This is a genomic window from Micromonospora rosaria (assembly GCF_001567585.1).
GTDB classification, from domain to species: Bacteria; Actinomycetota; Actinomycetes; order Mycobacteriales; family Micromonosporaceae; genus Micromonospora; species Micromonospora rosaria.
In genome coordinates this window covers 21,268-37,786 of sequence record NZ_LRQV01000004.1, presented here as the reverse complement: position 1 = coordinate 37,786, position 16,519 = coordinate 21,268, and the positions used below count along the sequence as shown (strand labels likewise).

Sequence of the window (16,519 nt, the reverse complement as noted above, 5' to 3'; positions counted from 1 at the left end):
CCAGACGAAGAGGATCAGACGCCGAGACCGGCGGCGACCGCCTCGTCGTAGGTCGTGGCGAGCGGTCCGGGCCGCAGGTTCAGCGCCCGCAGGATCCGGTGGTGCTGCACCTCGGCCAGCGGTTCGGGGCCGGCGAGCGCCGCCTCCAGCGTCACCTCGTCGACCGGGGCGACGCCCAGCGGTACGAACGCGGCCGGGTCGGCGCCGTAGGGGCCGGTGGGCAGGGTGGCGCCCGGCGGGTACGGCCGGCCGAGCATGTCGAAGAGGATCTCGTTGTCGTCGTCGTCCCAGGCTTCCTCGTGGTGACTCTGTTCGGAGAGGTAGTCGTGGTAGCCACGACCGTCCCGGAACAGTCGGGCCACGACCACGTCGGAGTCGAAGACGTCGAACGCGGCGGCCACGGCACCGGCCGGCCGGCTGAGCAGCCGGGCCAGTTCCTCGGTTTCCGCGTAGCCGCCGTCCGCCGGGGCCGGTACCACCGCCCAGCGGCGCTCCCCGACCGGGACGACCACGGCCCGCTGACCGGACTCGGTGACCGCGGCGCGGACGTCGGTGAGGTCACCGGCGGCGAGAATGGTCTGGTAGCTGCTGCCCACGTCCGGAGAGCGTAACGGCGACGGATCCGCCCCGCCCGCAGCCCCGGACGACGGCCGGACCGCCCCGGGTCAGGCCGGCTCGGGGGCGAGGACGTCGTCGGGGCGTACCGCGGAACGGGACTCGGCGCGGGCGACGGGGCCGGCGGGCAGCGCGGCGACCAGGGCCCCGACGGCGACCGCCGACCCGGCGAAGAGGAACGCGCCGGGCACGCCGCCGGCGTGGTCGACGATCATCCCGGCGATCGCGCCGCCGGCCGCGCTGGCCCCCACCGACATGGTCACCACCCAGGTGTACGCCTCGTTGAGCATGCCGTTCGGGGTGATCCGGCCGACCAGGGTGTTCTCCAGGGTCAGCGCGGGGGCGATCAGCGCGCCCCCGACGATCAGGGCCACGCCCAGCGCGACCGGGCCCGGCATCACCGCGAAGACGGCGAAGGAGCCGGCCACCCCGGCGAGCAGCCAGGCGAACTGGCGGGTCATGTTCCGGGCGGGCGCCCGGGTGCCGAACCAGAAGCCCCCGGCGGCGCTGCCCACGCCCCAGACGGCGAGCAGCACCCCGGCCAGCCCTTCGGCGTCCCCGCCCCCGGCGTGCCCGGTGGCGTACGCCGGGACGGTCACCCCGGCCGCGCCGAACGCGACTCCGAGGCTGGCCACGCAGACCAGCAGCGCCGGGAAGCCCGGGACGCCGAGCGGGCCGAGCCCTCGGGCCTGGTGCTCGCGCGGGTGCGGACGCCAGCCGCGCATCACCCGGCCGAGCGCCACCACGCTCGTGCCGACCAGGGTGACCACGGCCGCGCCGAGCAGTGCGGCGGAGGCGTCGGCGAGGAGCACGAAGGCCGCCACGAGCAGCGGCCCGAGCACGAAGACCACCTCGAAGAGGGTGGTCTCGGCGGCCAGGGCGGTGTTGCGCAGGTGGTACCGGCCGGTGGTCGGGGCGGTCAGGTCGTTCCAGGCGCCCCGGATGGCGGCGGTGAGCGGCGGGTACGTGGCCCCGGCCACCGCCGAGGCCAGGTAGATCGAGGTCAGCGCGCCCGACCCGGAGCGGCTGGTCAGCAGCAGGGCGACCAGGGCCAGCGGGTGGGCGACGGCGGTGACCAGCAGGACCGGGGTGGGGCCGAGCCGGTCGGCGACCCGGCCAGCGACCGGGCTGAGCGCGGCACCGGAGAGCGCGTAGATCCCACCGGCGACGGCGGCGAGGGAGTACCGCCCGGTGACCTGTTCCACGACGAGCAGCAGGGCCAGCGGCGTCATGCCGATGCCGAGCCGGCCGATGATGCCGGTGATCAGCAGTACGGGTGCCCCGGGGATCCGCCACACGCCCAGGTAGCGACCGACTGCGGCCACGACGGCCCCCCTTGTGTGTAATGAGCGCAAGACCGTACGACCCTAACGCCGACCTTCCGGCGGGGAAACGGTTTTCTGCCTCACACCCGAGCCACCCGCGCCCGGTGGAGACCGGACGCGGGTGGCGGGTGGGGTTACCGGGACGGGTCGAGGGTCAGCGCTGGAAGCGGACCGGGCCGCTGTTGGCGGCCAACTGCTCCAGCCGGCGGACCCGCTCCTCCATCGCCGGGTGGGTGGCGAACAGGGCCGCCACCCCGCCACCCTTCTTGAACGGGTTGTCGATCATCAGGTGGGCGGTGCTGGTGAGCTGTCCCTCGGCGGGCAGGGGCCGGGCCTGGGTACCCCGGTGGATCTTGCGCAGGGCGCTGGCCAGGGCCAGCGGGTCCCCGGTCAGCTCGGCCCCGGAGGCGTCCGCCTGGAACTCCCGGCTCCGGCTGATCGCCAACTGGATCACCGTGGCCGCGATCGGGCCCAGGATGATCGTCAGCAGCAGCACCAGCGGGTTGGGACCGTTCTCGTCCCGGCCGCCGAGCGGGATGAACAGGGCCAGGTTCGCCAGCATGGTGATGATGCCGGCCAGGCCGGCGGCCACGCTGGAGATCAGGATGTCCCGGTTGTAGACGTGGGACAGCTCGTGCCCGATCACGCCCCGCAACTCACGGTAGTCGAGGATCTGGGTGATCCCCTGCGTGACGCAGACCGCCGCGTGCTGCGGGTTCCGCCCGGTGGCGAACGCGTTGGGCTGGGCGGTGGGGCTCACGTAGAGCCGGGGCATCGGCTGGTCGGCCTGGGTGGCCAGTTCCCGCACCATCCGGTACAGCTCGGGGAACTGTGCCTCGCTGACCGGTTGCGCCCCCATCGAGCGTAGTGCGATCTTGTCGGAGAAGAAGTAGCTGACGCCGTTCATCAGCAGGGACACGACGACGGCGATGACCAGTCCGCCACTGCCGCCGAACCAGTAGCCCACCGCCAGGATCAGCGACGTGAGCAGCCCGAGCAGCGCGGCGGTCTTCAGACGGTTGTGGTGCACGTTGTCTCCTTCGGTGCACGGACCGGACGCCGATCCGCTGACCGGTTCAACAAACCGGTACCCCACCACAGTCCGTCTAATGACTGAGAGTTACCTGGGAGCGGCCAGATCCAGCACCAGTTGCGGGGCGAGACCGACCACCACCGCCACCACCGTCGCCACGGCCAGCACCACCAGCACCGTCCGTGCCCCCGCCCCGACGACCGGTCCCCCGGCGACGGCAGCGCCCACCTGCCCGGGAGCACCCGCCGGCGCGGCGGCGGTGGCCGGGGCCGGGTCGGGGGCGTACAGGGTGGCGACCACCCGCAGGTAGTAGGCGAGCCCGACGACCGCGTTCAGCGCCACCACCAGGGCGAGCCAGCCCGCCTCGCCGGCCAGCAGCGACCGGACCACGGTCACCTTCGCGAAGAGCCCGGCCAGCCCCGGGGGCAGTCCGGCCAGCCCGACCAGCGCCAGCCCGAACGCCGCCGCCACCCAGGGCCGTCGCCGGGCCGCGCCGCGCAGGTCCGCGATCGTGCCACCGTCCGCGCCGGCCGGGCGCAGGGCCACCACCGCCGCGAACGCGCCCAACTCCAGCACCACGAAGAAGACCGCGTACGCCACCGCCGCCGCGTACGCCGCCGTGCGGGCCTCCTCGGCGCGACCGGCGGCCAGCGCCAGCGCGCCCAGCGGGGCCAGGATGTACCCCGCCTGGGCCACCGAGGACCAGGCCAGCAGCCGGACGGTACGGCGCTGTCGCAGCGCCACCAGGTTCCCCACGGTCATCGTCAGCACCGCGAGCAGGGCGAGCACCGGCCCGGTCACGGTGGCCGGCAGCGCGTGCTGGACCACGGCGAGCAGGGCCACCACGCCACCGAACTTCGACGCCGTGGAGAGGTACGCGGCCACCGGCACCGACGCGCCGTCGTAGGTGGCCGGCGCCCAGGCGTGGAACGGTACCGCCGCGACCTTGAAGGCCAGCCCGAGCACCACCAGGGTCACGGCGGCGCTCGCCAGCGGCAGGTCGAGCAGGTCGGGTCGCTCGGCGAAGAGCGCGCCGAGCCGGTCCAGGTGCAGCCCGCCGGTGACCGCGTAGAGCAGGGCGGCGCCGAGCAGGGTCAGCGTGGTGGCGACCACGCTCACCACGAAGAAGGTGACCGCCGCCTCGGCGCTGGCCAGGCTGCCCCGGCGCAGGCCGACCAGCACGTAGATCGGCAGGGTCAGCGTCTCCAGCGCCACGATCAGCGTGATCAGGTCGCCGGCCGCGCCGAGCACCACCCCGCCGGTCATCGAGCAGGCCAGCAGGAAGGCGTACTCCCCCACCGGGGCGGCACCGGCGCGCAGCAGCGGGCCGGAGAGCCCCAGCACACCGAGGGCGAGCAGGGCGAACACCACGGCCACCAGGGCGGCCCGGTCGCCGAGGACGTACGAGCAGTCGGTGCCGACGCAGAAGGTCCGCCGGGTCGGGCCCGCGCCGACCACGGCCGCGCCGACCGCCGTGCCGGCGGCACCGAGGGCGGCCACCACCAGTGTCACCCGACCCCGGCCCACCAGCACGTCGGCCAGCAGCACCAGCACGGCCGTCCCGGCGGCCAGGTACGCCGGCAGCAGCGCCACGTGGTCGATGCTCTGGACGAGGCTCCCGGTCATCGCAGCACCTCCACCAGGGCGGCCACCGGGGCGTCGGCGACGCCGAGGACCAGGGTCGGGGCCAGGCCGATGGCCAGGGCCAGCAGCACCAGCGGCGCCCACGCGGTCAGTTCGGCCCCGGCCAGCCCGGGAGCGACCCGCCCGACCGCCGGGCTGGGCCGCCCGTGGGTCACCCGGCGCAGCAGCCGCAGCAGATACGCGGCGGTGAGCGCCCCGCCGAGCGCGGCCAGCACGGCCAGGGTGGTCCAGAACGCCCCGCCCACCTGCACGGCGGCGACCACGGCCAGCGCCTCGCCCCAGAACCCGGCCAGGCCGGGCAGGCCGAGGGAGGCGATCGCGGCGAAGGCGAGCAGCCCGGCGAGCCGGGGCGCGGTCTCCCGTAGCCCGGACAGCTCGGCCAGCGAGCCGGTGCCGGTGCGGTCCTTCACCGCCCCGGCCAGGAAGAACAGCAGCCCGGTGATCACCCCGTGGGCGACGTTGCCGATCAGCGCCGCCTGCAGGCCGGTGGCGGTGAGGGTGGCGATGCCGAGCAGCACGAACCCCATGTGCCCGACGCTGGAGTACGCGATCAGCCGTTTCAGCTCGGTCTGGGCCAGGCAGACCAGGGAGCCGACCAGGATCGCCGTCACGGCCAGCGCGCCGAGCACCGGGGCCGCCCAGCGGGCCCCCTCCGGGGCCACCCCGACCGCCACCCGGATCAGCCCGTACGTGCCCATCTTGAGCAGTACCCCGGCGAGGACCACGCTGCCGACGGTGGGGGCCTGGGTGTGCGCGTCGGGCAGCCAGGAGTGCAGCGGCCAGAGCGGGCTCTTCACCGCGAACGCCAGCCCGAGCAGGACGAACGCGGCGAGCTGGGTGCCCCGGGACAGCCCGGCCCCACCGGTCAGCGCGACGAGGTCGGCGGTGCCGGCGGCGGCCACCACGACGTAGACGCCGACCAGCAGGAGCACCGAGCCGAAGAGGGTGTAGAGGGCGAACTTGCGGGCCGCCGCCCGCGCCGCGTCCCGGGCCGACGGGCCGCCCGGCACCGCGCTGCCGCCCCAGCCGGCGATGATCGCGTACATCGGCAGCAGGACGACCTCGAAGAAGAGGAAGAAGAGCACCAGGTCCAGGGCGAGGAAGGTGCCCAGGATGCCCACCTCGACCACCAGCAGCAGCGCCACCAGGGCCCGGCCGCTGCCGCCGGGCGGCACCCGCCACAGCGTGTACCCGCAGCAGAGCAGGGTGAGCAGGGCGGTGAGCACCACCAGGGGCCAGGAGATGCCGTCCACGCCCAGGTGGAAGCGCAGGTCCAGGCCGGGCACCCAGGGCAGGTCGAGCCGGTGCCAGGGGCGGACCGCCGGTGTCCCGGCGGCCCAGGTGGTCCAGCTCCGGTCCCCGGTGGCCAGCAGCGCCGCCAGCAGCAGGGTGAGCCCGGCGACCACCGTGCCGACCAGCCGGGCGGCCCGGTCCCGGGGGATCGCGGCCACCGCCACGGCGCCGACCGCCGGCACCGCCAGCACCGCGAGCAGGAGGAACTCGCCGAACCTCATGAGGTCACTCCGATCAGGACGGCGGCGAGGCCGATCAGCAGCGCGCCGGCCAGCACGCCGGCCGCCGCCCGGGGCAGCGCGGCCCGGTGCAGCGCGGCCAGGCCGCCGCCGAGGCCCCGGGCGGCCCGCCCGGTCCCGGTGACCGCGCCGTCGACCACCGTCTCGTCAGCGGTACGCGCGAGCCGGCCGAGCGCCCGGACCGGGCGTACCACCAGGGTGTGCTGGACGTCGTCGAGCCGGAACCCGGCCGCGAGGACCGGCCGCAGCGGGCCCAGCGCGCGGGCCGGGTCCTCGGTCGGGTCGCGCCGCCAGCCGGCCCAGGCCAGCCCGGCGCCGGCCAGCAGCAGCACGGTCGGCAGCAGCAGCGCCGGCCCGAGGTGCACCAGCTCCTCCGCCGGACCGTCGGCGGGGACGGCGAGCCGGGCAGCAGGGACGGCGAGCCGGTCGGCGAAGGCGGGCAGGAACGCGGCCAGCCCGAGCAGCGCGGCCGGGACCGCCAGCAGCAGCACCGGCCAGCGCAGCAGCGCCGGTGGGTCGTGCGGGTGCAGCAGCGGCTCCCGCAGCTCGCCGAAGAAGGTCCGCAGCAGCAGGCGGGTGGCGTACCAGGCGGTCACCGCCACGCCGAGCAGCCCGGCCAGCCAGACCAGCCAGCCCACCCAGGCCGGGGCGGGCCCGGTGCCGTCCAGCGCGGCGGTCTGGGCCACCGCCAGCACGCCGTCCTTGCTCCAGAACCCGGACAGCGGCGGCAGCCCGGCCAGCGCGCCGAGCCCGACCAGGGTGCACCAGAAGGTGACCGGCATGCTGCGGCGCAGCCCGCCCATCCGGGACATCAACGTGGTGCCGACGGCGTGGATCACCGCACCGGCGGCGAGGAAGAGCAGCGCCTTGAAGGCGGCGTGGGTGAGCAGGTGGAACAGCGCGGCGGCGGGGGCGCCGACCGCGAGCGCCCCGGTCATGTACCCGATCTGGGAGACCGTGGACCAGGCCAGCACCCGCTTGAGGTCGTCCTGCGCGGTGGCCGCGAACGCGCCGAGCAGCAGGGTCGTCGCGGCCATGACGCCGAGGACGGCCAGCGCGACCGGGGCTGCGACGAAGAGCGGGAAGAGCCGGGTGACCGCGTACACCCCGGCGGCGACCATGGTGGCGGCGTGGATCAGCGCGGAGATCGGGGTCGGGCCGGCCATCGCGTCCGGCAGCCAGGTGTGCAGCGGGAACTGGGCGCTCTTGCCGGCCACCCCGGCGAGCAGCAGCAGGCAGGCGGCGGTGAGCGTACCGGTGGCGTGGTCGTGGGCGAGCACGTCGGCGATCCGGAAGCTGCCCGCCGAGACACCGAGCAGGGCGATGCCGAGCAGGAAGCCGACGTCGCCGACCCGGGTGACCAGGAACGCCTTCGTCGCGGCGGCCGGGGCCTCGGGCAACCGCCGGTCGTGGGCGATGAGCAGGTACGAGCAGATGCCCATCACCTCCCAGCCGACCAGCAGCAGGATCAGGTCCCCGGCGACCACCACGGTCAGCATCGCGGCGGTGAAGAGGCTGATCTGCGCCGCGTACGGCGGGTACCGGTGGTCGACGTCGAGGTCGTCGTGCGGGCCCCGACGCAGGTAGCCGACCGAGTACACCTGCACGGCCAGGGCGACCGCGGCCACCGCGACGGCGACCAGGGCGGCGGCGCCGTCCAGGCGTACCCCGAGGGTGATCCGCAGCCCGGCCAGGTCCAACCAGGTGGTGCCGGCCTCGGTCGGGGTGTCGAGGGTGACCAGCAGGGCGACCGCGACGGCGAGCGCGCCGGCCGCACCGGTCACGCCGAGCGCGACGGCGGCCCGCCGGGCCGGCCCCTCGCCGCCGGCCGCGCCCCGGGGGGCGGGCGGCAGCAGGAGTCCGGCGAGGCCGGCGACCAGGGGTACGGCCGGCAGCAGCACACCGAGCAGCCCGGTCACCGCGCCCCCTCCCGGTCGGTACCGGCCGGCGCGGGCCCGGTCGGAGCGGTGCCGGCCGCGAGGGTGCCGGCCGGAACGGGGGCCGTCGCGGGGGTCTCCTCGGTCAGTGGCACCTCGTCCACCGCGACGCTGGCCCGCATCCGGTAGAGCTGGAGCACGATGGCCAGCCCGACACCGATCTCGGCGGCGGCGAGCACGATCACGAAGAGCGCGAAGACCTGACCGCCGTGCGGGAACATCGACGTCGCGGTGGTGTCCGCGGTGATCAGGATCAGGTTGACCGCGTTCAGCATCAGCTCGACGGCCATCAGCACCAGCACGGCGTTACGGCGGCGCAGCACGCCGTAGACGCCCAGGCCGAACAGGAGCGCCGCGGTGACGTACGGGATGACGGGCCGCACGTCACCGCCCCGTTCCGGTGCGCGTCCGGTCGTCGGGGGCCGCCGGACCGCCGCCGGCCGCGCCGCCGCCTGTCCCGTCGCCGCCGGCCGTGGCGTCCCGGCCGGCGGGGCGGCCGATGTCGGGCCGGGACAGCACGATCGCCCCGACCAGGGCGGAGAGCAGCAGCACCGAGAGCACCTCGAAGGGGAGCACCCAACTGCGGAAGATCTGGTCGCCGAGGCGCTCGGCGGTGCCCGCCTCGGGCAGGTCCACCGTCGACCAGCGGAACGCGTCGACCAGGAGCAGGGCGAGCCCAAGCCCGCTGCCCCCACCGATCAGCGCGGCCGGCCAGCCCGGCCGGTCCAGGTCGTCGGAGGCGCCGATCGGGGCCCGGGTGAGCATCACCGCGAAGAGCAGCAGCACCACCACCGCGCCCACGTAGATCAGCACCTGCACCCAGGCGACCAGTTCGGCGGTGAGCACCAGGTAGATGCCGGCCAGCGCGCCGAGGCAGACCACCAGGTACAGGCCGGCCCGCACCAGGTGGCTGGTCCCCACCACCAGCGCGCCCGCCCCGACGGCCACCGCGCCGAGGGCCAGCAGCAGCACGTCGACGCCGGTCACCGGGCCGCGCCCCCGTCCGCGCCGGGGGCCTGCGAACCGGGGGCCTCCGCGCCAGGGGCCTGCGCGCCGGGGGTGCCGCCCTCGGCGGGCCGGCCCTCGGCGGGTGTACCGCGGTCGCCGGCCGGTGGTGCGACCCGGTCGGGGGTCGGGCGGGCGGGCGGCGTACCCCGGGGGGCGGCCGGGCGGGCGGGCGGCGCGGTGGGGGCGGCGGCCTTGCGGGCGGCGGCGATCTCCTCCTTGGCCGGCTCGCCGTGCCGGTCGTGCGCGGGTGGCGGTGGCACGGTGGCCATCCACTCGCCGAGGTGGTCCTTGTCGTGCAGCAGGTCCTTGATGTCGTACTCGGCGTACTCGAACTCGGGGGACCAGTGGAGCGCGTCGAACGGGCAGACCTCGACGCAGATGCCGCAGTACATGCAGAGCGAGAAGTCGATGTCGAACCGGTCGAGGACGTTGCGCTGGCGGGGACGGGCGGCCCCGGGGACCGCCACCTCCTCCTTGTGCGAGTCGATGTAGATGCACCAGTCCGGACACTCGCGGGCGCAGAGCATGCAGACCGTGCAGTTCTCCGCCAGCAACGCGATCACGCCCCGGCTGCGCGGCGGCAGGTCGGGGGCGACGTCCGGGTACTGCTGGGTGGTCGAGCGGCGGGTCATCGTCTTGAGGGTGACGGCCAGTCCCTTCGCCAACCCGGCCCCGGGCAGGCTGCGCCCACTGCGGTCCCCATGCTCGCTCATGTCGACCATCCTGCCCTGTGGGCCCGGCGCGCGCGACCACCACCCGACTCTTCGCGGCGGTACGGTACGGGTGGGGAGAACGACACACCGGACATCACCGCAAGAGGAAGGTGCCCGTCGATGACCGCCGCGCTGCACGACGACCCACCGCCGTCGGGCGAGTGGACGACGGACGACCTCGACGCCCTGCCCGACGACGGTCGCCGCCGCGAACTGCTCGATGGAGTGCTACTCGTGTCCCCCTCCCCCACCGCCGCCCACCAGACCATCGCCGGCCGTCTCATGGTCGCGCTCGAAGAGGAGTGCCCCGACGAGTACCAGGTGACCCAGGGCGTCGAGGTACGGATCAACCGCACCCGCTCCTTCATCCCGGACGTCATGGTCATCACCACCCCGGCGGCGCAGCGCCGGCCGGCCCGGTACGAGGCGCACGAGGTGGTCCTCGCCGTGGAGATCGTCTCGCCGAGCACGCGCTCCATCGACCGGGTGTTGAAACCGGCGCTGTACGCCCAGGCGGGGATCCCCCACTACTGGCGGATCGAGACCGGACCGGACGGGTTGACCGTGCACACCCACACGATCGACCCGGTGAACGAGGTCTACACCGAGACCGGACGCTGGACGAAGTTCGTCGACACCGGGGAGCCGTTCCCGGTCAACCTGTCGGTCGCCCGGCTGACCCCCCGGTACCTCTGACCCCCCGGTACCTCTTGACCGCCCGGGGCCAGCCCGCCTGACCCGCCCGGCCCGGCCCCGGCCGCCCGGCCGTCGGGAGGGTCAGTGGGCCGGGGCGAGGCGGGCGAGGTGGGCGTCGATCTCGGACCGGGCCTCGTCAGGGGTGAGCACGCCGGAGAGCAGTCGGACGGTCAACCCGTCCAGCAGGGTGGCCAGGGCGCTCGCGGCGGCGGATCCGTCGACGCCGGCCCCGGCGCTGCCGTCCGCACGGGCCAGGTCGATCAGGCGTACCAGGTTGCCGTGCAGTTCGGCCGCGTTCTCCCGGACGACCGTGGCGACCTGCTCGTCGATCAGCGCCTCGGCGGTCAGCATCAGCCAGACCCGGGCCTCGAAGATCCGTTCCGGGTCGAGGGGCACCAGTTCCCGCGCGGCGAGCCGGAGCGTGGCCAGGGCGGTCGACCCCCGCCGGAGCGTACGGGCCCGGCCGACGACCCGCTCCGCCAGGTGCGCCATCGCGGCGCGGACCATCAGTTCCCGGGTCGGGAGGTAGTGCTGCGCGGTGGCCAGGGGCATCCCCGCCTCGCCCGCGACGGCCCGGACGGTGGTCCCGGCGACTCCGGACCGGCTCAGCACGGCGCAGGCGGCAGCTCCGAGCAGCCGCCGCCGCTCCTCGTGGTCGACGACCTTCGGCATCGCCCGATCCTACGTTATCGGTCGCTTGACCTATATAGGTCACGCGACTAATCTCGCGGCGGTGACGACTCGAACCACGCCACCGCCCACCACCTCGACCCGCTTCACCTGGCTGGACCTGGTGATCGTGCTCGCCGTCGGCTTCGGGCTGGCCAACGCGCCGGTGGCGGATTTCCTCGCCCGGGGGCCGGCACTCCTCGGCGCCTCCGAGCTGACGGCGACCAGCCTCGCCTGGCTCCTGATCAACGGCACCCAACTGGCGGTCGGCCTCGCCGTGACGTACCACCGGTTCGGGGCCGTACGCGGGCCCCTGCGGTGGGACCGCCCACGCGCCGGACACCTCGGCGCGGCGGCCGGGTGGGGCCTCGCCAAGGCCGCCCTGACCCTCGGGCTGCTGGTGGTCCTGCCGGCGGCGGTGACCAGCGGCGGCGGCGGGGAGGGCGGTTACCCGCCCGGCGGCCTGCTCGCCCAGTTCACCTTCGCGTTCTTCTTCGGCGCGATCGCCTCCCCGGTGTACGAGGAGGTCCTCTACCGGGGCGTCTTCTTCCAGGGCCTGGCCGCCCGGCTCCCCGCCCTGGCCGCGATCACCCTCTCCGCGGGGTTCTTCGCGGTGATGCACCTGCCCCGGGTGTTCAACACCGTCAGCGCGCTCCTCGCCGGGCTGCTCTTCGCCTGGCTGCTGCACCGGTACCGGAACCTCTGGGTGCCGATCCTGGCCCACGCGGTGAGCAACGGCACCCTGGTCGTCCTCGCCTTCCTCGCCGAGGCCGCCTGACCCGGGTCGTCGCTCGGCCGAACGGCGACGCTTCCGCCATGATGGGACGGAACGGACGCGGCGACGGCGGAGAGGGCGACAGATGGGCGAGGGCGACGGCGGGAAGCAGACCGGCGGCAAGTACGTCGAGCCGGGCGGCGAGTTCACCCGCGACCAGCGGTACATCGCCACCCGCATCACCGCCGACGGGCGGGACGGGTACCCGGTCGAACCCGGCCGGTACCGGCTGGCGGTGAGCCGGGCCTGCCCGTGGGCCAACCGCCTGATCATCGTCCGGCGGCTGCTCGGCCTGGAGGACGCCCTGTCGATGGCGGTCGCCGGGCCCACCCACGACGCCCGGAGCTGGACCTTCGACCTCGACCCGGACGGGCGGGACCCGGTGCTGGGCTACGAGCGGCTGGCCGAGGCGTACTTCGCCCGGTTCCCCGGGTACGACCGGGGAATCACCGTCCCGGCGATCGTCGACACACCGACCGGGCAGGTGGTCACCAACGACTACGCGCAGATGAGCCTGGACCTGTCCACCGAGTGGACGGCGTACCACCGCGAGGGCGCCCCCCGGCTCTACCCCGAGGAACTGCGCACCGAGATCGACGAGGTCAACAAGGTGGTCTTCGCCGACGTCAACAACGGGGTGTACCGGTGCGGCTTCGCCGGCAGCCAGGAGGCGTACGAGCGGGCGTACCACCGGCTCTTCGACCGGCTGGACTGGCTCAGCGACCGGCTGGCCGACCAGCGTTACCTGGTCGGGGACACCATCACCGAGGCGGACGTCCGGCTGTTCACCACGCTGGTCCGCTTCGACCCGGTGTACCACGGCCACTTCAAGTGCAACCGGCAGAAGCTGACCGAGATGCCGGTGCTGTGGGCGTACGCCCGGGACCTGTTCGCCACCCCCGGGTTCGGCGACACCGTCGACTTCGACCACATCAAGCGGCACTACTACGAGGTGCACCGGGACATCAACCCGACCGGGGTGGTGCCGCTCGGCCCGGACCTCGTCGACTGGCTCAGCCCGCACGGCCGCGAGGCGCTGGGCGGGCGGCCGTTCGGCGACGGCACTCCCCCGCCGCCCCCGCCGCCGGCCGAGCAGGTGCCCCCGGCCCACACCCCGCTGGGCTGAGCCTCCGCCGTCCCGCAGCACCACACCGCCCCGCCTGGTGACCGCACCCGGCGGGGCGGCGTCGCGTACCCGTTCGTCCACGGCCGACGATCCTTCCATCGACAGACTTCACCGGTTAACACGATTGTCGATTGAAGATGATCGAATTAGGGGCGTTCGCCGCCGAGCCCCACCGGGCCGGCGGAGGACCCATTCGTCCACACCGGACGAGGACGGTCGGACCACCGTCCCGGTCGCCGCCGGTCGCGCGGCACCTGCCCGTCGAGACCCCGCACGTGCGGGACGGGCCGGACCGGGTCGACGTCGACCGTCGGGACCGTATCGCCTGAGGAGGTCGTAGCTTGCGCAAGCTAGGTGGCAGAACGGTACGTCTGGGCGTCCTGGCCGGGGTACTCACCGGCGCGCTCGTCACCGCCGTCGCCCCGCCCGCCGCAGCGGCACCGGGTCGGTCGACGCCCGCCCCGCTGCTGACCAGCGGGCCGCAGGCCGCAACGGACCGGTACATCGTGGTGCTCTCGGAGAAACCGTCCGGCGACGCCCGCTCCGCGCGCACCACACGCGCCGTCACCACCGCCGAACGGGCCGGCGGCACCATCCTGGCCCGCTACGGGCACGTCCTCGACGGGTACGCGGCGCAGCTCTCCCCGGCCGCCCTCGCCGCGGTCCGGGCCGACCCCGCCGTGGCGTACGTCGAGCGGGACACCCGGATCACCGGCGGCCTGGTCGAGGCGGCGAGCCCGCAGCTCAACCCGCCGTCGTGGGGGCTGGACCGGATCGACCAGCGGTACCAGCCGCTGGACAGCAGCTACAGCTACAGCTCGACCGGCTCCGGGGTGACGGTCTACGTGGTCGACTCCGGCATCCGGGCCACCCACGACGACTTCGGCACCCGGGCCAGCGGCGTCTACGACGCGGTCGGCGACGGCAACGGCACCAACGACTGCCACGGGCACGGCACCCACGTCGCCGGCACCGTCGGCGGCGAGGACTTCGGCGTCGCCAAGGCCGCCACCCTCAAGGCGGTCCGGGTGCTCCAGTGCGACAACAGCGGCTGGAGCACCGACCTGATCGAGGGCATGGACTGGATCGCCGCCAACGCCGACCCGGTCTCGGTGGCCAACTTCAGCCTCCAGGGGTACGGCACCTCGGCCAGCGTCGCGACCGAGAACATGATCGACGCCGGGGTGCACGCCGTCTTCATCGCCAACAACTTCAACACCGACGCCTGCACCAACGGCCCCCGGTCCTCCCGGGGCGTCACCGTCGCGGCGACCGACATCAGCGACACCCGGGCGTCGTTCTCCAGCTACGGCACCTGCGTCGACGTCTTCGCCCCCGGGGTCTCCATCAACTCGGCCGGCATCGCGTCGGACACCGCCGTCGCGTACGGCTGGTCGGGCACCTCGATGGCGGCGCCGCACGCGGCCGGCTGGCTGGCCCGCTACCTCCAGGGCAACCCGACGGCCACGCAGGCGACGGCCAAGGCGGCGCTGATCGCCGCCGCGACCACGGGGGTGGTGTCCAGCCCGGGTACCGGCTCCCCGAACCGGCTGCTCTACGCCGCCCCGTGACCATGTGACGCCGGCCCGGGGGTGCACCGCGCCCCCGGGCCGGCACGCGTTCCGGCTCGCTGGTTAAAAAGGGGCCCTTCCTCTACCGGAAGCGTTAACAGGGGGCCCTTCCTTACGCCAGGGCGAGGCGGACGGCGGCGGTCAGGACGAGTTGGGCCAGCGCCGCCGGGACGAGGACCAGCCAGCAGAGACGCTGCAACTGGTCCTCGCGCAGCCTCGGGTACGACACCCGGACCCAGATGATCACGAACGAGACGGCGAAGACCTTCATAAGGGTCCAGAGCCAGCCGAGCTGGGCGTCGGCGAACGGCCCCTGCCAGCCGCCGAGGAAGAGCACGGTGGTCAGCGCGGCGATCACCACAATGCCGGCGTACTCGGCGAGCAGGAAGAAGGCGAACCGCAGGCCGGTGTACTCGGTCATGTACCCGAAGACCAGTTCGGAGTCGGCGACCGGCATGTCGAACGGGGGCCGCCGGATCTCGGCCAGCCCGGCCACGAAGAACACGATCATGGCGGGCGCCTGCCAGAGCAGCCACCAGGGCTGCCACGCCTCGACGATGCCGGACAGGCTCAACGTGCCGGCCGCCATCGCCACCGAGGCGGCGGCCAGCACCAGCGGCAGTTCGTAGCCGAGCAACTGGGCCGCCCCGCGCAACCCGCCCAGCAGGCTGTACTTGTTGGCCGACGCCCAGGCGGACATCAGCACCGCGAGCACACCGATGCCGACCACGGCCAGGACGAAGAACAGGCCCACGTCCAACGGCTGCCCGACCAGCCCGCCCGGCCCGAGCGGGATCACCAGCAGCACCACCAGGTACGGCACCAGGGCGACCACCGGGGCCAACCGGAACACGGCCCGGTCCGCCGCCCGGGGCGTCACGTCCTCCTTCTGCACGAACTTGACGCCGTCGGCGATCAGTTGCGCCCAGCCGTGGAAGCCACCGGCGTACATCGGGCCGAGCCGGCCCTGCATGTGCGCCATCACCTTGTGCTCGACCTGCCCCACCAGCAACGGCAGGGTGAGGAAGGCGACCACGACGCCACCCACCCGGATGAGCAGTTCCAGCCAGAGCGGCATCAGCCCGCACCCCCCTCCGTCGGCTCTGCCGGGGGCGGAGCCGACGACGACGGCGGCGGGGTCGGGCGTTCACGGGGCGGGCGCGCCGGGCGCTCGCCGGGGGCGGGTCGGGGCGGGCGCTCCCGGGCCGGACGGGCCGGTGCGCCACCACGCGGGCCCTCACCCGCGCCGGCCGCCCCGCCCGGTGTGGGGACGATCCCCCACTCGCCGGGCGCGGGTACGCCCGGGGGGCGGATCGGACGGCGACCGCCACCCGCCTCCGACTCGCCCGGTTCCTTCGCGCCGGGCCACGGCTTCGCCACCCGGGAGGCGAGGACGAACTCCTTGCGCAGCGGGTGGCCCTCGAAACCGGGCGGCAGCAGCAGCGGGCGCAGCCCGGCGTGGCCGGTGAAGGCGAGGCCGAACATCTCGTGCGTCTCCCGCTCGTGCCACGCCGCGCCGGGATAGAGGTCGACCACCGAGTCGACCGTCGGCGTCTCCCGGGGCACCCGGGTCCGCAGCAGGAGCCCGTGCCGGTGCCGGGTCGACCAGAGGTGCACCACCACGTCGAACCCGCCGGCCAGTTCGTCCACCGCCGAGAGCCAGTCGAAGAAGTCGCAGCCCAGCTCGGCGTCGTCCCGGGCCGCGCGCACCGCGTCCCGCCAGCTCGCCAGGGGTACGTCGACCGTCGGGCGGGCGTACCCCTGACCGCCGGAGACCGAGGCGGTGACGTCGACGGGCGCGAGGAGCGCCACCACTCGTTGGCCGACCTCTTCCGGAGTCATGTCGCTGATCCTATGGCCCACACGGCCCCGTGC

The 16,519-nt window shown here is 74.5% G+C and carries 16 protein-coding genes; 4 read left to right on the top strand and 12 right to left on the bottom strand.

Annotated elements, in window-relative coordinates:
* Positions 1-14: 14 nt before the first annotated feature.
* The 9 genes from AWW66_RS02105 to AWW66_RS02065 form a co-directional block, all read right to left on the bottom strand.
* Complete coding sequence (locus AWW66_RS02105) at positions 15-596, bottom strand: hypothetical protein (protein WP_067359591.1); 582 nt, start codon at positions 594-596, stop codon at positions 15-17.
* A 69-nt stretch (positions 597-665) separates the two neighbouring features.
* A complete protein-coding gene (locus tag AWW66_RS02100) occupies positions 666-1,940 on the bottom strand; it encodes an MFS transporter (RefSeq protein WP_067359590.1) in 1,275 nt (424 codons plus the stop codon).
* 154 nt (positions 1,941-2,094) lie between these two features.
* Positions 2,095-2,970 carry a zinc metalloprotease HtpX gene (gene htpX, locus AWW66_RS02095; protein WP_067359589.1) on the bottom strand — a complete coding sequence of 292 codons (876 nt, stop codon included), beginning with the start codon at positions 2,968-2,970 and terminating at the stop codon, positions 2,095-2,097.
* A 90-nt stretch (positions 2,971-3,060) separates the two neighbouring features.
* Positions 3,061-4,599, bottom strand: a complete 1,539-nt coding sequence (locus AWW66_RS02090) for an NADH-quinone oxidoreductase subunit N (protein WP_067359588.1) — start codon at positions 4,597-4,599, stop codon at positions 3,061-3,063.
* The gene (locus tag AWW66_RS02085; RefSeq protein ID WP_067359587.1) at positions 4,596-6,131 is read right to left on the bottom strand and encodes a complex I subunit 4 family protein; all 1,536 of its coding nucleotides are present in this window, start codon (positions 6,129-6,131) and stop codon (positions 4,596-4,598) included. Before AWW66_RS02085 ends, AWW66_RS02090 begins: the two co-directional genes overlap by 4 nt.
* Positions 6,128-8,068: an NADH-quinone oxidoreductase subunit 5 family protein gene (locus tag AWW66_RS02080; protein ID WP_067359586.1), complete on the bottom strand. Its 1,941-nt coding sequence runs from the start codon at positions 8,066-8,068 to the stop codon at positions 6,128-6,130. Before AWW66_RS02080 ends, AWW66_RS02085 begins: the two co-directional genes overlap by 4 nt.
* A complete protein-coding gene (gene nuoK / locus AWW66_RS02075) occupies positions 8,065-8,469 on the bottom strand; it encodes an NADH-quinone oxidoreductase subunit NuoK (RefSeq protein WP_067359585.1) in 405 nt (134 codons plus the stop codon). Before nuoK ends, AWW66_RS02080 begins: the two co-directional genes overlap by 4 nt.
* 1 nt (position 8,470) lies before the next feature.
* On the bottom strand, positions 8,471-9,073 hold the full coding sequence (locus AWW66_RS02070; protein WP_083978159.1) for an NADH-quinone oxidoreductase subunit J family protein: 603 nt from the start codon (positions 9,071-9,073) through the stop codon (positions 8,471-8,473).
* Positions 9,070-9,816 (bottom strand): NuoI/complex I 23 kDa subunit family protein, encoded by a 747-nt coding sequence (locus AWW66_RS02065; protein WP_083978158.1) that lies wholly within the window; start codon positions 9,814-9,816, stop codon positions 9,070-9,072. Before AWW66_RS02065 ends, AWW66_RS02070 begins: the two co-directional genes overlap by 4 nt.
* Before the next feature lie 111 nt (positions 9,817-9,927).
* Between AWW66_RS02065 and AWW66_RS02060 the strand changes: the two genes are divergently transcribed.
* Positions 9,928-10,503 carry a Uma2 family endonuclease gene (locus tag AWW66_RS02060; RefSeq protein ID WP_067359584.1) on the top strand — a complete coding sequence of 192 codons (576 nt, stop codon included), beginning with the start codon at positions 9,928-9,930 and terminating at the stop codon, positions 10,501-10,503.
* Positions 10,504-10,584: 81 nt separating this feature from the next.
* On the opposite strand, the gene AWW66_RS02055 is transcribed toward AWW66_RS02060, so the two are convergent.
* Positions 10,585-11,175, bottom strand: a complete 591-nt coding sequence (locus AWW66_RS02055; protein ID WP_067359583.1) for a TetR/AcrR family transcriptional regulator — start codon at positions 11,173-11,175, stop codon at positions 10,585-10,587.
* Between the two features lie 61 nt (positions 11,176-11,236).
* Between AWW66_RS02055 and AWW66_RS02050 the strand changes: the two genes are divergently transcribed.
* The 3 genes from AWW66_RS02050 (at position 11,237) to AWW66_RS02040 (ending at position 14,644) form a co-directional block, all read left to right on the top strand.
* Positions 11,237-11,950, top strand: a complete 714-nt coding sequence (locus tag AWW66_RS02050) for a CPBP family intramembrane glutamic endopeptidase (RefSeq protein ID WP_067359582.1) — start codon at positions 11,237-11,239, stop codon at positions 11,948-11,950.
* Between the two features lie 82 nt (positions 11,951-12,032).
* The gene (locus AWW66_RS02045) at positions 12,033-13,073 is read left to right on the top strand and encodes a glutathione S-transferase family protein (RefSeq protein ID WP_067359581.1); all 1,041 of its coding nucleotides are present in this window, start codon (positions 12,033-12,035) and stop codon (positions 13,071-13,073) included.
* A gap of 341 nt (positions 13,074-13,414) precedes the next feature.
* A complete protein-coding gene (locus tag AWW66_RS02040; RefSeq protein WP_067359580.1) occupies positions 13,415-14,644 on the top strand; it encodes a S8 family peptidase in 1,230 nt (409 codons plus the stop codon).
* A 112-nt stretch (positions 14,645-14,756) separates the two neighbouring features.
* Here AWW66_RS02040 and AWW66_RS02035 read toward each other — a convergent pair whose 3' ends face one another.
* Both AWW66_RS02035 and AWW66_RS02030 read right to left on the bottom strand, forming a co-directional pair.
* Entirely contained in the window at positions 14,757-15,722 is a 966-nt protein-coding gene (locus AWW66_RS02035; RefSeq protein ID WP_067359579.1) for a complex I subunit 1/NuoH family protein, read from the bottom strand.
* Positions 15,722-16,486 carry an NADH-quinone oxidoreductase subunit C gene (locus AWW66_RS02030; protein ID WP_067359578.1) on the bottom strand — a complete coding sequence of 255 codons (765 nt, stop codon included), beginning with the start codon at positions 16,484-16,486 and terminating at the stop codon, positions 15,722-15,724. Before AWW66_RS02030 ends, AWW66_RS02035 begins: the two co-directional genes overlap by 1 nt.
* Positions 16,487-16,519: the final 33 nt, after the last annotated feature.